This is a genomic window from Streptomyces sp. DF42 (genome assembly GCF_058267695.1).
The window spans coordinates 4,076,358-4,090,211 of record NZ_CM177859.1 but is presented as its reverse complement, the minus strand read 5'-3'; the positions used below and the strand labels follow the sequence as shown (position 1 = coordinate 4,090,211).

The 13,854-nt window shown below is 70.2% G+C and carries 15 protein-coding genes; 6 read left to right on the top strand and 9 right to left on the bottom strand.

Annotated features, from left to right (window positions below):
- Positions 1 to 231: 231 nt before the first annotated feature.
- Complete coding sequence (locus tag ACYUED_RS18510) at positions 232 to 1,224, top strand: helix-turn-helix transcriptional regulator (protein ID WP_491293384.1); 993 nt, start codon at positions 232 to 234, stop codon at positions 1,222 to 1,224.
- Here ACYUED_RS18510 and ACYUED_RS18505 read toward each other — a convergent pair.
- The 3 genes from ACYUED_RS18505 to ACYUED_RS18495 all read right to left on the bottom strand — a co-directional run bounded on the left by ACYUED_RS18505 (position 1,159) and on the right by ACYUED_RS18495 (position 4,310).
- Complete coding sequence (locus ACYUED_RS18505) at positions 1,159 to 2,187, bottom strand: DMT family transporter (RefSeq protein WP_491293383.1); 1,029 nt, start codon at positions 2,185 to 2,187, stop codon at positions 1,159 to 1,161. The two genes, ACYUED_RS18510 and ACYUED_RS18505, sit on opposite strands and share 66 nt — an antisense overlap.
- A gap of 62 nt (positions 2,188 to 2,249) precedes the next feature.
- Positions 2,250 to 2,981, bottom strand: coding sequence for a 2OG-Fe dioxygenase family protein (locus ACYUED_RS18500; RefSeq protein ID WP_491293382.1), 732 nt, complete (start codon positions 2,979 to 2,981; stop codon positions 2,250 to 2,252).
- Positions 2,982 to 3,062: 81 nt separating this feature from the next.
- Positions 3,063 to 4,310 (bottom strand): argininosuccinate synthase-related protein, encoded by a 1,248-nt coding sequence (locus ACYUED_RS18495; protein ID WP_491293381.1) that lies wholly within the window; start codon positions 4,308 to 4,310, stop codon positions 3,063 to 3,065.
- 297 nt (positions 4,311 to 4,607) lie between these two features.
- On the opposite strand from ACYUED_RS18495, the gene ACYUED_RS18490 reads away from it, so the two are divergent.
- Positions 4,608 to 5,381 (top strand): alpha/beta hydrolase, encoded by a 774-nt coding sequence (locus tag ACYUED_RS18490; RefSeq protein WP_491293380.1) that lies wholly within the window; start codon positions 4,608 to 4,610, stop codon positions 5,379 to 5,381.
- A gap of 120 nt (positions 5,382 to 5,501) precedes the next feature.
- Here ACYUED_RS18490 and ACYUED_RS18485 read toward each other — a convergent pair whose 3' ends face one another.
- A complete protein-coding gene (locus ACYUED_RS18485) occupies positions 5,502 to 5,918 on the bottom strand; it encodes a hypothetical protein (RefSeq protein WP_491293379.1) in 417 nt (138 codons plus the stop codon).
- A gap of 640 nt (positions 5,919 to 6,558) precedes the next feature.
- Between ACYUED_RS18485 and ACYUED_RS18480 the strand changes: the two genes are divergently transcribed.
- Together ACYUED_RS18480 and ACYUED_RS18475 are read left to right on the top strand one after the other, a co-directional pair.
- Complete coding sequence (locus ACYUED_RS18480; protein WP_491293378.1) at positions 6,559 to 6,927, top strand: amphi-Trp domain-containing protein; 369 nt, start codon at positions 6,559 to 6,561, stop codon at positions 6,925 to 6,927.
- Positions 6,928 to 7,285: 358 nt separating this feature from the next.
- Positions 7,286 to 8,632 carry a chloride channel protein gene (locus ACYUED_RS18475; protein ID WP_491293377.1) on the top strand — a complete coding sequence of 449 codons (1,347 nt, stop codon included), beginning with the start codon at positions 7,286 to 7,288 and terminating at the stop codon, positions 8,630 to 8,632.
- A gap of 266 nt (positions 8,633 to 8,898) precedes the next feature.
- On the opposite strand, the gene ACYUED_RS18470 is transcribed toward ACYUED_RS18475, so the two are convergent.
- From ACYUED_RS18470 to ACYUED_RS18460, 3 genes are all read right to left on the bottom strand, one after another.
- On the bottom strand, positions 8,899 to 9,318 hold the full coding sequence (locus tag ACYUED_RS18470; RefSeq protein ID WP_491293376.1) for an SHOCT domain-containing protein: 420 nt from the start codon (positions 9,316 to 9,318) through the stop codon (positions 8,899 to 8,901).
- Between the two features lie 113 nt (positions 9,319 to 9,431).
- Positions 9,432 to 9,779: a carboxymuconolactone decarboxylase family protein gene (locus ACYUED_RS18465; protein ID WP_491293375.1), complete on the bottom strand. Its 348-nt coding sequence runs from the start codon at positions 9,777 to 9,779 to the stop codon at positions 9,432 to 9,434.
- Positions 9,780 to 9,824: 45 nt separating this feature from the next.
- The gene (locus tag ACYUED_RS18460; protein WP_491293374.1) at positions 9,825 to 10,115 is read right to left on the bottom strand and encodes a hypothetical protein; all 291 of its coding nucleotides are present in this window, start codon (positions 10,113 to 10,115) and stop codon (positions 9,825 to 9,827) included.
- A gap of 239 nt (positions 10,116 to 10,354) precedes the next feature.
- On the opposite strand from ACYUED_RS18460, the gene ACYUED_RS18455 reads away from it, so the two are divergent.
- Positions 10,355 to 10,816: a DUF6325 family protein gene (locus ACYUED_RS18455; protein WP_491293373.1), complete on the top strand. Its 462-nt coding sequence runs from the start codon at positions 10,355 to 10,357 to the stop codon at positions 10,814 to 10,816.
- Between the two features lie 34 nt (positions 10,817 to 10,850).
- Positions 10,851 to 11,114 (top strand): SHOCT domain-containing protein, encoded by a 264-nt coding sequence (locus ACYUED_RS18450; protein WP_491293372.1) that lies wholly within the window; start codon positions 10,851 to 10,853, stop codon positions 11,112 to 11,114.
- On the opposite strand, the gene ACYUED_RS18445 is transcribed toward ACYUED_RS18450, so the two are convergent.
- Positions 11,096 to 11,437 carry a class I SAM-dependent methyltransferase gene (locus ACYUED_RS18445; protein ID WP_491293371.1) on the bottom strand — a complete coding sequence of 114 codons (342 nt, stop codon included), beginning with the start codon at positions 11,435 to 11,437 and terminating at the stop codon, positions 11,096 to 11,098. The genes ACYUED_RS18450 and ACYUED_RS18445 overlap by 19 nt on opposite strands.
- A gap of 45 nt (positions 11,438 to 11,482) precedes the next feature.
- Positions 11,483 to 13,789, bottom strand: a complete 2,307-nt coding sequence (locus ACYUED_RS18440; protein ID WP_491293370.1) for an ABC transporter permease — start codon at positions 13,787 to 13,789, stop codon at positions 11,483 to 11,485.
- Between the last annotated feature and the right edge of the window lie 65 nt (positions 13,790 to 13,854).

Here is a 13,854-nt window from a genome sequence, read left to right as displayed (position 1 = left end):
GTTCCGGCCGGGCCGTTCGCGGCTATGCCGACGGGAGTTCCGCAACCGGCCATGGCCAGGGGCGGACGGGGGGCGGCGGTCGGCGGGCGAGCGGGGCGGGACAAGGCGGGGGATCCTCCGGCTGTCCGTATCGCGGACCGCGGCTGTTCCGCTGGATGGACCGTTCCTAAGATCCACGAGGGAGCGCTTCAGGGGGACAGCGCTCGTGAATCAGTTGGGGGACGATTCCAGGTGGACGCACGCGCGCGGGCGCAGGAGCTCTATCGTCTCGCTCTCGACAACGCCGCGTGGCGCCCGGAGACGCTCACCGAGAGCCGCGGCTGGAGCGGGACGGAACTGGCCGACGCGCTCCGACTGCTCGGCCGGCTCGGCCTGTTCGTGCCGTCGTCGGACAACCGCAACGGCTGGACGGCGCTCGCCCCCGACACCGCACTGCGCAATCTGCTCCTCGACGAGGAGCAGCACACCCATACCCTGCTGACCGCAATACGGCAGACACGCTCCGCGCTCGCCCAGGTGGTCGCGGACTTCCAGCCGGTGCACGCCCGCGAACTGTCCTCCGTGCAGATGGAGGTGGTGACCGGCGAGGCCAACGTGTCGGCCGCCCTGGAGGACGCCTCGCAGCGGGTGGAGGAGGAGGTGCTCTCGCTGCACCCCGGACGGGCCCTGCCCGCCGGGATGGTCGAGGCCGGGCTCGAACGCGACCGGCTCGTGCTGGGCCGCGGCGTACGCATCCGTACGATCCATCTGGGCTCGGCGGCCGCCGTCCCGCACATGACGGCCTATCTGCGGCGGCTGAACGGCGCGGGCGCCCAGGTCCGCACCGCGCACACCCTGCCGCTGCGGCTGATCGTGGTGGACCGCTCGCTGGCGATCGTGCCCGCGTCCCAGACGGCGGACGGGGAGATCGCCGCCGTCGTGCTGCGCAGCGAGACCCTGGTCGGGGTGTTCCGGGGGGTCTTCGAGCACTGCTGGGCCAGTGCCACGGTGCTGACCGAGTCCGCCACCGCGAGCCCCGAGGGCGACTGGCACCCGACCGGCCGCCACCGTGAGCTGGTCCGGATGCTCGCGGGCGGACTCACCGACGAGGCGATGGCCCGCAAGCTCGGGATCTCCGAGCGCACGGTCCGCCGCCTGGTCTCCGAGCTGACCGAACGGCTAGGCGCGGCCAGCCGATTCCAGGCCGGGGTCTGCGCCGTCCGCCTCGGATGGCTCGACGACTGACGCCGGCCGCGACGCCGACCGGGATGCCGCCTGCGAATTCTCTTGCGCGTTCTGTTGTGCGTTCTGCTGCGGGGCGGCGGCGCGGCGGCCCCACGCCGTGCCCGCGAGCACGAGGAGCGCGCCCAGCAGCCCCGGCCATCCCGGCCGGTCTCCCGCGAGCGCGATTCCGACGACGGCGGCCCACACCGGCTCGGTGCCGAGCAGCAGACTGACCCGCGAGGGCGACGTACGGCGTACGGCCCACATCTGCACGAAGAACGCGAACAGCGTGCAGAACGCGGACAGGTAGAGCAGCCCGAGCCAGTCCCCGGCGTCGAAGTCCGCCGCGGCCGCCCACGGGGTGCTGCCGGTGCCGGGTGCCGTGGACAGCAGCGCGAACACCACGACCGCACTGCCCAGTTGGACCGTGGTCATCGACAGCGCGTCCGCACCCTGCACCGACCGCATGCGCGACATCGCCAGGACGTGCACGGTACGGGCCACGGCCGCGCCCAGCATCAGCAGATCTCCGAGGGACGGCGCGCTGAACCCGGCGCCCTGGGTGAGGAGCAGGACACCCAGCACCGAGAGCCCCGCGGCCGCGACGAACGGCCCGGAGGGCCGGATGCCGGTGAGCCGGCTCTCCGCGAGCGGCGTGAAGATCATGGTGAGGCTGATGATGAGCCCGGCGTTGGTCGCCGAGGTGTGCACGACGCCGTACGTCTCCAGGAGGAAGATCCCGGCCAGGATCAGCCCGAGGACGCCGGCGCCCCGTATCTGTGCCCGCTTGAGCGCCCGCAGCCTGCGCCACCCGGTGACGGCCAGGACCGGCAGCACCACGGCGAACCGCAGGACGAGCACGGCCAGGACGGTCCGCGTCGTGGTGACGTCCTTGGCGGCGAGATAACTGGAGCCCCACACCACCGCGACCAGCAGGACGGGCAGATCGGTCAGCCAGGCGCGGCGGGCCGCAGGGACGGGCATGGGGGACTCCTAGGTGACAGGGGCGGGCGGCAGGCGGTGCGGTGCGGGGGTGACGCGGCGGCTCAGCGCGCGGTGTACGCGATCACCAGGACGTCACGGTGGGCGGCGAGCTCGGGATCCACCGGCCGCACCGGGGTCACCGAGTGCAGCGTGCGGCGGTCGTCGCCCAGCAGCAGGTCACCGGGCTCGGACAGGGTAACCGTGAGGAGGTGTTCACCCTCGTCGGAACAGACGGCGCTCTCGCCGCCGGTGACGTTGCTGCGGCCGATCAGCAGCGAGGTGATGAAGGTGACGCCGTCGCGGTGCCGGCCCTCGGGCGCAGGCTGGCCCTGCTGGTCCGCGGAGGCACTGATGCGGTACGGGTGCAGCTTCACGTTCCACGACCCCGTGCCGTCGACGGCGCTGAAGATCCGGCCGAGTTCGACCAGCACGGAGCGCAGCAGCGGGTCGCCGGCGAAGGACTCGGTCAGCGGGTCGAAGACCCGCTCGATGCCGCCGTTGAGCGGGTTGATGTCCGACTCCTGACGGTACGGCTCGTGCGGGAGCAGGGTGAGTGCACCCGCGGCCGGGTCGAGCTCGAACTGGCCGTAGCGGCGGAAACGGTACGTGCCTCCGTCGGCCATGTACGTGTCGAGGGTGAGCTCGTCCCAGTGGCCGGCGAAGCGCGTCCAGTCGGCGGCGTCGACACCCGCGAGCGCCGAGAGCCGGGCCGAGGGCATCAGATGTCCGCCCGGACCGGCGAGGGCGGTGACGGCGTCGACGGCGACGGGGTGACGGGTGGCGGCAGTGGTCATGAAGGTCTCCGTGGCGAAGAGGAACGTAAGGAGAAAGGCGAAGAAGGGGAAGGGGTGGTCGAGGGAGTGACGGCCGGGGGATCACACGGCGGCGAGCTGTGCCGCGGGACGGCCCTCGTTGATGCGGGCCCCGCGGCGGTGCGCCTCGACGCGGTCGAACGGCGCCGACTCCGCGCTGATCGCCCGCTCCTCCCAGGCCTCCCGGTCGCGCAGGTACAGGGGCGCTCCGGCGGTGATGGAGCGCGTGTCGGCGCCGCCGGTGCGCAGTCGCCAGGTCACGGACCCGGTGGTGCGGGAGGCGCAGGCGTCGATGAACACCTGGGTGGCGAGCCGCAGTTCGCCGAACCAGCGGCCTTCGAGGGCTTCTCGCGTCCAGACCTGCTCCAGGTGCCGCTTCTCGCGGATGAGTTCGGCATCCAGGCAGGCGCTCTCGACGTGCCGGTAGCTGCTGAGCAGGAGCCAGGCGGCGGGCATCTCGCGGATTTCGAGGACCTTCTCGCCGTGGTCGAGGTGTTCCAGGCCGGAGTAGCGGCCGAGCCCGTACGCGCCGACCCTCCGGTTGAGCCGGTCGATCAGCACGGTCAGCGGCAGCGGCTGTCCGTCGAGGGCGACGGGCAGCCCGTGCTCGAAGGTGACGGTCAGGGTGTCGGTGTCGCCGGGGAGCGCGGTCGGCCGGCTCCAGGCGTACATCTCCTCGGGAACCTCGTGGAGTTCGGGATCGTCGAGGATGCCCGACTCGAACTCACGGCACCACAGGTTGGAGTCGCCGCTGACGATCCGCCCGGCGAGCAGATCGATCCCGGCGGCCCGCAGTTCGAGGAGCTTGTCCTCGCGAGTGACGGGGTCGAGGTCGTACGGGCTGCCGAACGCACCCTCGTAACCGAGCAGCGCCAGCGCCCCGTTGAGGCGGCGCAGGGTGTTCTGGGAGCGGTTGGCGGTGTGGAGCAGGGCCTGCGCGCCGAGCGCACGGGCCAGCTCGACCGCGCTGTGGGCGATCAGCGGACGGCTGAGCGTGGAGCTGACGGGGTGGATGCCGAGGTAGACGGCCTGGGCGGCGATCGCGGGAGCCACGTACCGGCCGGCGAACTCGGCACGCCGGTCGAGGATGTGGATCGTGGCGCCGAGGGCTTCGGCCACCTGGCGTTTGTACGTACTGGACTCGTCCTCGCCGATGTCGACGCTCACGGCGTGCACCTCGCGGATGCCCATCCGCCGCAGCCGCAGCAGCAGATACGAGCTGTCGAGCCCGCCGCTGAACAGGGTCACGACGGGGCGCCCCGGGTCCAGGGAGTCGAGCTGCGAGAAGGAACGTATGAGCGGGGAACGCATGGCCTCTCCAACCTCTGCACTGGTCACAGGTCAGGAGACTTCCGTGCCGACCGCCCCCCGACAATGGATTCCCGGCGTCCGCGCCCGGACATGGCCGGACCCGGAAACGCCCTGCCGGCTGCTGGGAGAGATGCCGCAACTCAGTTGACCGGTAGGGCCGGTCGGCCATCTGAGGCCCCTGATCGAATGTCCGAACACTGGCTTCAGCAGGAGGTATTTGTGTCCCTGCCCCGGCACACATATCAGGTGCTGCCCACCAGACGGATGCACGGGAGTGATGTGCCCTGGCCGCATGACGTGCATATCGCGCTCCCCCCGTCGTACGAGCACGGTGACCGCAGCTACCCCGTCCTCTGGGTGACGGACGCGTCCCTCAGCTTCCCGCTCACCGTCGGCCTGATGAACTGGCTCCACACCGTGCAGGAGGTCGCCGAGCTCATCGTGATCGGAGTCGGCGCTCCCGACGAGAGCGATCTCGCCGAGTTCGGCGCGCGTCGCACACACGACTTCTATCCGATGCCGAGATGGGTCAATGCAGGGCCCGGCGGCGCACGCATGGAAGCACTGTCCAGCGAAACGCCGACGGGCGGCGGCGCCGATGCACTGCTGTCGTTCCTGGTCGACGAGTTGCGCCCGCGGTTGGCGACCGAGTTCCGGTTCGACGACGATCACGGTCTCGTGGGATTCTCCGGCGGCGGACACTTCGTCGGCTTCGCCCTGCTCTCCCGGCCGGCGGCCTTCGCTCGCTATCTCGCCGGCAGCCCTGCCCTCAGCGGATGTGAGGATCTGCTGTTCACGCTGGAGGCCGACTACGCCACGACCCACGACGACCTGGCGGCGAAGGTGTTCTTCGGCGCGGGCGAGGCGGAGCTCACCGACCCCTACGTGGCCGCCGCCGACATCGTCGGGTCGATGACCCGCATGTCGCAGCTGCTGCGGTTGCGCGACTACCCGTCCCTGGAGCTCACCTCCCGCCTGTACCCCCGGCAGACCCACGGGTCGGCGTTGTCGTACGCGTTGAACGAGGGCCTGCGCACGCTGTACCCCGTCACCACCCCCGGCATCGGATGAGCAGATCCACAGCAGCAGCGACCGTCGACTTCCCTCTCTCCGCGTTCGCTGCCCTGGCCGGTGCTGCGTCCGGGTCGGAAGACCCCCGAGTCCGGGTCCCGGTGCCGGGACCCGGGTGGGTTACTTGCCGAGGACGAGGGTGTTGTCGCACCCCAGGTGTGAGCCGATGTTGGTGGTTTGCGGACCAGGTGAGACCTCGCCGTTGGACCAGTTGCCGTAGGCGGACTCGCCCTGTACGTCGGTGTTCTCGTCGGTCGCACTGCATGATGTGCTCTGGGTGATCACGACCGTCTTGCTCTCCGTGTCGCGGTGCTTGTACCCGTGACCTTTCCCGTGACCTTTCCCGTGGCCTTTCCCGTGGCCTTTCCCGTGCCCGTGACCTTTCCCGTGCCCGTGGCCCTTCCCGTCCCCGTGCCCGTGGCCCTTCCCGTCCCCGTACCCGTACCCGTCCCCGTGGGCGTAGGCGGCGCCTGCGCCGAGAAAGCCGACGGTGCTGAGGAGGACGGCTACGACAGCCGTCTTGCGAGTCTTGCGCATGTCTTCTCCGAGCCTTGAAGCGGACGCGCTACGCGATCCGCCACGTCATAAGATGCCGAGAGGTTAATAAGCAAATGTCGGATATCAGCCCGTCGGCACGCCGGATCATCTGATCAACGAGCACGGGCGTCGGCTCGGCGGCCGGCTCAACCTCCGTGTGCGGTCGGGGCATTACGGGACCGAACGCGGCCGTGGGCGCTCCGCGCCGAACCACCCGTGTGGCCGCGCCGCGAGCGCGAGACGGCGTGGGCCATTCGGCGCTGAAGCAGGGACGCTGACGAAACTCCCGGGTGGTGTCGGCGAGTTCGTCTCGCGACGGCGCGGCTCGACGACGTCACGAGCCGTGTACGACGGGGAGCGGTCTCCGGCAGCAGCGATCTCCGGCAGCAGCGGTCTCCGACGGTGCCGGCAGCCGCGAACTCGATTCGAAATCGGGTGTTCGCGGGGTTTCCCGCTCTGATGTGTGCTGAATCCGTTCTGACCGGAGGCGCTCGACAGCAGGGCTTCCAGGATCTGTCGGCGAGCGACGCCGGACCTCTTTGCCAGGAAGCTTCGGGCGCCCGGCCATGAGGATGTCCGATCTCGTACATGGCCGCAGAATGGGCTCTATCAACCCTTTCCTTCCAGATCGGAGACGTCCGTGAAGGACCTCAAGTTTGAACGGAAGCGCTCGCTGTCGCGCCTTGAGGCGGCTGACCAGCTCACGGCACTCGCAGCCGCACTGAGGGAAGGCGGGGATGTCGAACTGGAACTCAGCCCCGGAACGCTCAGCCTGCGGATCCCCGACGACCTTCGCAGCGAGATGGAGGTTGAGATCGGCAACGGGGAGATAGAGCTGGAGATCGAGTTCAAGTGGCCGACCGCCCCGACCCGGACAACGCCATCGCGGACGGCCGCAGACACGGAGAAGCCCAGAAAGGGGGAGGAGGCCTCCGCCGGGTCCGGTCGGAGCAGCACAGGTGCCGGCAGGAGTAAAAGCGCGAAGCGTTCCGCTTCGAAAACGCACTGACTTGTGTGCCGGTCAGCGGGTGGTGTTCGCACACGGGCCCGCTACAGGCTTCTCCAGGGTGGGCTGATCCGTGGTGGCCGTGGTCCCGCGGGTTGCGCGGATCCTTCTCGGCGCCGTCCGGATCGCAGAGGACGCCCGGTCGGTTCGGCTCCGGCGAGCCACCGGGCTCGGAAGATCGGGGCGGTCGGGGGGTGACGCGTAGGAGTTACCCGCGTGGGCGGCGTTGACATGCCTGCAGGGGAGGGGCGTGCCAGGCTCGGAGCAGCGCCTCTCGTATCAGGTGGCGGAGCGTTCCCGGTTCGCTGAAAGCGGCCGACGAGACCACGGACGAGGTCCGCATCGCGAGGAGGCAATACGCATGCCGGTCACCGAGACTGGATCCGAGGCCGCTTCACCCCAGGACCCGCTGATTCTCCTTCGGAGCCGCGAGTACCTGGTGCTTCTGGTGATGGCCGCGCTGATCGGTGTGCCGGTGTCCGCGGCGGCGTTCGGCTTCCTTGCCCTGGTCGGCGAGGTCCAGCCACTGATCTACACGGATCTGCCCAAGTCGCTGGGGTTCGACGGAACGCCACCGTGGTGGCCGCTGCCGCTGCTCGCCGTAGGGGGGCTGCTTGTTGGACTGACGGTCCAGTACCTGCCGGGGCACGGTGGCCATGAGCCGACAGCCGGGTTCAAGCCCGCCGGCCCGCCCACACCCATCGAGCTGCCCGGCATCTTCTTGGCCGCCCTGGCGACGCTCTGCTTCGCCGCTGTCCTCGGGCCCGAGTCCCCTCTCCTGACCCTCGGCGCCGGGCTCGCCGCCGGCGCCGTGCGAATGGTCAAACGGCACCCCCCGGAGCGGGCGACCTCGGTGTTGGGCGCGGCGGGCAGTTTCGCGGCCGTCAGTTCCCTGCTGGGATCACCCCTGCTCGGCGCGTTCCTCCTGATGGAAGCCTCGGGGTTGGGCGGGCAGATGATGGCACTGGTGTTGGTGCCCGGCCTGCTGGCCGCGGGCATCGGCGCGCTCATCTTCGTCGGACTGGGATCCTGGACCGGGCTGGGCACCTATTCGCTGGTACTGCACGACGTACCCACGGCCGTGCGCCCGAAGGTGGCGGAATTCGGCTGGGCTCTGGTCATCGGAGTGTCGGCCGCACTCCTGGGCCTGGGAATCCGATGGCTCGCCGTCCGGCTCAAGACGCTCGTCGAGAGGCGGCGAGTGGTGGCCACGGTGGGCATGGGCCTGGTCGTGGCGGGGCTGGCGATCGGCTATGCGGAGGGCACCGGCAAAGAAGCGACCGACGTGCTGTATTCGGGGCAGACGGCGCTGGATCCATTCCTCAGGCACAGCGCCGCGTATTCGGTGGGAGCGTTGTCGCTGCTGGTGTTGTGCAAGTCTCTGGCCTATTGCTCCTCGCTCAGCAGTTTCCGGGGAGGCCCGATCTTTCCCGCGATGTTCCTGGGAGCGGCGGGTGGCACCCTGCTCTCGCATCTGCCGGGGCTGTCCCTGGTCGCGGGGTTCGCGATGGGTATCGGAGCGATGAGCGCCGCGATGCTGAGGCTTCCGCTGGTCTCCGTCCTGCTTGCCACGCTGCTGATCGGGGCGCAGGGGCTCACCGTCATGCCGCTGGTGATCGTCGCGGTCGTGGTCTCGTACGTCGCGACGGCGAAGCTGACGCCTCTTCCCCCAAAGCCAGGGGAGCAATCGGGGCCACGTCGGCAGTAGCGGTCTTCACCGTGCCGGCGTTGCCCATCGCAGAGGAACCCGGGCGGCCCGGCGGTCCGGCGGCTGCGATGACCTGAGATCCGACCTGACATCTGACGTGCGATCCGACCTGCGCACTCGTCCGATGGCATGCTCTACGTTCGGTGCCCTGCCCCGTCGGGCTCGGACCGAATGGGCGCGGCGCGCATGAAGCAGCGCCAAGGGCACCGGGGGCGGTGGGCCGCTCCGGGCTTCCGTCCTCCTGTCGTGGCTTGCGTCGCGTGCGGTTACGAGTGGAGGACCTTTTCCTTGGCCTGGCGGAACTCCTCGTCGGAGATGTCGCCGCGGGCCCGGATCTCCGAGAGCTTGGCGAGTTGGTCCGCCTCGCTGGCCGGGCCGGTGGTGCCGACCGTGCTGCGGATGTAGCGGTCCGTCTCTTCCCTCTGGGCCCTGGCGTGCTCCTGTTCACGCCTGCCCATGTCCTTGCCCCGTGCGATGAGGTAGACGAAGACGCCCAGGAAGGGGAGGACGATCGTGAAGACCAGCCATCCCGTCTTGCCCCAGCCGCTCATGGAGTCGTCGCGGAAGATGTCGACGATGACGCGGAAGAGCAGGAAGATCCATATGACCCACAGGAAGATCCACATGATCGTCCAGAAGGCTCCGAGGACCGGGTAGTCGTAGGCCAGGTACACATTGCTGCCCATTGCTTCTCCTGTGTGGTGTCGTCCGTGCAGAGGTTCGCGGTTCGTGCGGGACGAGGGGTCTCAGGACCGTTGCCGAGTGCGGCCGGGGATCGCCGCCTCGGCCGGGCCGGTGGTCACTGCTCGTCCTCTGCGGGGGGTTCCAGCCCGAAGGCGTCGTCGATGGCGCGGGCGGCGGACACGACGCGGGCGCTGCCCACCACGGGGGCGATCGCCACGAGCGTTCCCTGGATCTTCTCCAGCGGCACGCCGGCTTCCGCGGCGGTGCCGATGTTGAGCAGGTACGAGGGAGCGGAGGCATCCATGGCCACCAGAGCCGCGATGCGTGCCAGCAGGTACGTCTCCTGGTCCAGTCCGGACCGCTCGAACGTGTCGAGCGTCATCTGGACGAGCGTCTCGAACACAGGTGCGTTGGCTTCGGCGAGGGCGGCGAAGCCGCTTGCCCCTGTCGGTTGATCAGCCATCTCGGACCCCTTCTCTGTTCCGGCGCTTTGGGGTGACTCACGTCTTCAGGAGAGCCCCGGTGCGCGCCGGACCGCATCACCCGACGCGGATGACCGGCCGGCCGTCGGCGGCCGGGTGTACGCGGCTGTGCCGGAGGGCGCGGCGAGCATTCCGAGAAGAGCCGGCACGAGGACGACGATGCCGAGGGCCGGCGCCACGGCCCTGACCAGCTGAGGGCGTGCCCCGTCCCGCCGCAGTGCCCGGGCGACGGCGACCACGGCCGGCGGTGCGGGGAGGAAGGTCGGTACCAGCGGCGGTACGGAGGTCGCCGTGCGGTGAGGACGCCGGTGACGCACCCCGGCCGCTCCGCGTAGCCGTCGCGGACTTTCCATCCGGGGCGCTACGGAGCCCGCGGCGGCCGTCGTCCATGGCGGCCTCGGCATGCGGGAACCGTGGGACCGACCAACGTGCGCCTCCACCAGTCGGGTGGTCCACTGGAACAAGGGCCGGATCCGGCCTCCCCATCCTCGTGGCCACAGCAGCCGAAGGTCCGGCTGAGGCCGGGTGCCGAGATTCCGCCCCAGGAGGAGTTGCCGTGAGAAACGAAAGCGACGCGTTCGACGACGTGGGCCCCATCGACTACCTGGTGGTCGAATACCCGGGCAAGAGCCCCACCGGCGAAGCCCTTCCGTACCTCGTCGACCTGGTCGACCGGGGCCTGATTCGCATCCTCGACATGGCCTTCGTCCGCAAGGCCCCCGACGGCTCCGTGACAGCGGTCGAGATGGCGGATCTCACCCGGGACGGGAACACGAATCTCGCGGTGTTCGAAGGCGCCACCTCCGGACTGCTCGGTCAGGCCGACATCGAAGAGGCAGGAAAGGCGATCGGCCCCGGCAGTACGGCAGCCATCGCGATGTACGAGAACCGCTGGGCCGCACCATTTGCCCAAGCCCTGAGGCGCGGCGGCGCCCGACTGGTGGCCGCCGGAAGGATCCCCGTCCAGGACGTCATCGCGGCACTCGACTCGGCGGAGGCCGCGGCGGCCGGCGCTTGAGCGTGAACAGCATGCAGATCACAGGAGGTTCGACATGCCAGGCCTCATTCGCGGCGTCGCCCGCACAGCTGTCGTAGCCGGTACCGCGACGGCCGTGTCGAATCGCGTGTCCCGGCGGCAGGCGGGCCGGTGGGCCCAGCAGGAGGCACAGCAGGCCCCGCCCGCGCAGGCTCCGGCCGCGTCACGATCGACAGAAGACAAGATCGCCATGCTCAAGGAGCTGGGCGAACTGAAAGAACAGGGCGTGCTGACGGAAACCGAGTTCGCGGACCAGAAGCGTCAGATTCTCAGCGGATGACCACCAGCCGTGGACGGAAACCCGCAGGTCCCCACTCCCGGCGCCCGCAGCACCCCGGTGACCCCTCCCATTCCGTTCCGCCGACTCCTTGTCACGCTCGATGCCCGCGAGGCGATGCCCTGTGCCGACGTCAAGGAACCTGAGGTGGTGCTGACGGCTGTCCGCCCGCCCGGACGCGTCAGCCGGCGCAACTCCGCCAGGGCTTCCCGGGTCCGTCCGACCTGGTCGAGAACGAAGTTCCCGCGTACGGCATCGCACTCGTCGTCGGCGAACGGCAGGCGTGACAGTGCACCGAGGCCCCCTCCGCCTGAACGCTCCGGCACTCTGGCCGGCGGTTCTGGCGGAGAGGGGCCTTCGGGGCGTATGGCTCACTCGGTGCGCAGGCCGTCCGGGCGCATCAGCCGCAGCAGCGGTGGCAGGCTGAGCACGGTCACCAGCAGGACGACGGCGGCGCCGACGCCGGTCATCGACAGGACGCTCGCCCAGTCCGCGCCCACCGGCTTGTGCGTCATCTTCAGCAGTACCGCACCCAGTGTCACGCCGACCGCCGTGGCCAGCGCCAGGCCGAGGCCGATCGGGATCGCCGTCTGCCACAGCACGGACAGGCACAGTGTGCGGCGCCGGGTGCCGAAGGCGATGAGCGACGACAGCAGTCTGCGGCTCTCGCGCAGCTGCTCCAGCTGCGAGACCAGCAGACTCGCGCCGATCAGCGCCAGTACGCAGGCGGCGCCGACGAACAGGAAGGTGCGGATGGAGGCGTAGGCGTCGTCGCTCTTGCTGGACACCAACATCGCCGGCTCGGTCGGCATGCCGAGACGGCGGGCCGTGTTCCGCGCGTACTCCGGCGCGGCCACCAGCCCCTGGTCGAGCGCGAGGTAGATCTCCCCGTCCAGACCATGTGCGCCGCCCGAGGGCAGGGCGCCCGGCGTCAGCAGCAGGCCGCCGCGCTTGTAGCCGGACGGGTCCGCGATCGACCGTGCCTGCTTCACACCCGCCGGCACGGTCCAGGGCGTGGGCCTGTGATGAGCAAGGGTGCCGTCGACCGCGTCGAACCACAGCTTTGTGCCGGCCCTGGAAAGGTCGGCCGCCCCCATCTCATCGCCCTCATCGGCGCCACCCCGTAGGGCGAAGGCGTCACCGTCCTTGCAGGAAGGGAAGGAAGCCACCTCGCGCAGCGACGCGCAGTCGGCGACGGTGACCGCGGCGGACGCGTCGGCTTCCGTGCGCCGGACACGGCCCTCGTCGTAGGCGTAGACCTTCGCAACGCCTCTGGTCGCCCTGAAGTCGGCCGCGGCCCGGGCGAGCGGGACCTCGTCCGGCAGGTCCGCGTACATCTGGGCCCGGGTGGGGTCGTTGGTGGTGTCCTTGATGTAGTGGCCCTGCACCCCGGAGAACAGCATCTGCAGGGCGATGGCGCCCGCCACCGCGACCGCGATGCCGTTCACCATGCGGGCGGCCGTGCCGCTGCTCAACTGAAGTCGGCGGATGGCCAGTTGCCAGGCGACCCCGCCGGAGCCGAGCCGGGCGACGACCCTCTCCACGACCCACGGCAGCAGCGCGGTCACCCCGACGAGCAGCAGGAGGACACCACCGGTGACCTGGTACTGGTTGAAGTCTCTGCTGTACCGGTCCTTGCCGATCATCGGGTAGAGCAGTCCGAGCCCGCCCACGGGCAGCAGTATCCGCCACCACAGCCGGCGCCGCGGGGGCTTCGCGGTGCGCACCACGCCGAGCGGCTCGATCACCACGCCTCGCAGCGCGAACAGCGTGACCAGCACGGCGGCCGCCGGGACCGCGACCGCGACCAGCAGGGCGAGCACCGGGGAGGGGATCAGATAGCTGGGGAACACGCTCACGTCGAACAGGTCCACGGATCCGGAGAGCTCCCGGACGAGCAGGAAGAAGACCGTGCCGAAGGCCAGGCCGGCCACGGAGCCGGCGAGGGCCTCTCCGGCGGCGATCCGCCGGGTCATCCGGCTGTCCGCGCCCACCAGCCGCAGGGCCGCGAGTCGCCGGTCGCGGCGCTCGCCGCCGAACCGCACGGCCGTGGCGATGAAGACGCCCACCGGCATCAGCAGCACCAGGAACACGACGAGGGAGAGCAGGACGAGGACGGGGTCCGTCTCCTCCGAGGCCTTGAGCCCAGCGCCGAATCGGTCGATGCGTTCGACCCCGCCCCTGCCCTGCCTGACCACGAGGTGGTCGGCGCCGCGGTAGAAGGCGAGTTCCTGGGCCCCGATCAGTCCGGGTTCGGCGATGGTGCCGACGATCCGCTCCGGCAGCCGTTCGCGCAGCAGTTTCCCGTCGCCGGACTCGAGCAGCCGCTTCAGTGCGGGAGAGACCACCATCTCGCCCACCTGGGGAAATTTCGAGACCCCTGGGGGCAGGGGCGCCCTGGGACCCTCGGGCTGCACCTCCCGCCCGCGCACCTCCTTGTCATGGAAGGCCGTCCCGGCCTCGCCGACCACCAGCGTGTCGTCCGCCTTCTTCAGCGGCTGCACCACGCTGTACGTGAGGTCGGTGCGCGCGTCCTCCCGGTGGTGCCGGACGGCCAGCGCGTTCGGCAGCGCGGTGGCGAGCAGCAGCAGTGCCACACCGAGCCCCACGCCGACGGCGGTGAGCAGCATCCGCGCCCACCCCTCCCGCCCGCCGGCGAAAGCGAATCTGACCCCCATGCCCAGGTCCCTGGACCTCCCCCACTCTCGACTTCGCTCGAGCGGGAGGTGCCCCCTGCGCACCT

Excerpts from the sequence above, each read along its gene's own strand:
- ACYUED_RS18505 (WP_491293383.1), bottom strand. The coding sequence starts at position 2,187 with ATGCCCGTCCCTGCGGCCCGCCGCGCCTGGCTGACCGATCTGCCCGTC.
- ACYUED_RS18500 (WP_491293382.1), bottom strand. The coding sequence starts at position 2,981 with ATGACCACTGCCGCCACCCGTCACCCCGTCGCCGTCGACGCCGTCACC.
- ACYUED_RS18495 (WP_491293381.1), bottom strand. The coding sequence starts at position 4,310 with ATGCGTTCCCCGCTCATACGTTCCTTCTCGCAGCTCGACTCCCTGGAC.
- ACYUED_RS18485 (WP_491293379.1), bottom strand. The coding sequence starts at position 5,918 with ATGCGCAAGACTCGCAAGACGGCTGTCGTAGCCGTCCTCCTCAGCACC.
- ACYUED_RS18475 (WP_491293377.1), top strand. The coding sequence starts at position 7,286 with ATGCCGGTCACCGAGACTGGATCCGAGGCCGCTTCACCCCAGGACCCG.
- ACYUED_RS18470 (WP_491293376.1), bottom strand. The coding sequence starts at position 9,318 with ATGGGCAGCAATGTGTACCTGGCCTACGACTACCCGGTCCTCGGAGCC.
- ACYUED_RS18465 (WP_491293375.1), bottom strand. The coding sequence starts at position 9,779 with ATGGCTGATCAACCGACAGGGGCAAGCGGCTTCGCCGCCCTCGCCGAA.
- ACYUED_RS18450 (WP_491293372.1), top strand. The coding sequence starts at position 10,851 with ATGCCAGGCCTCATTCGCGGCGTCGCCCGCACAGCTGTCGTAGCCGGT.
- ACYUED_RS18440 (WP_491293370.1), bottom strand. The coding sequence starts at position 13,789 with ATGGGGGTCAGATTCGCTTTCGCCGGCGGGCGGGAGGGGTGGGCGCGG.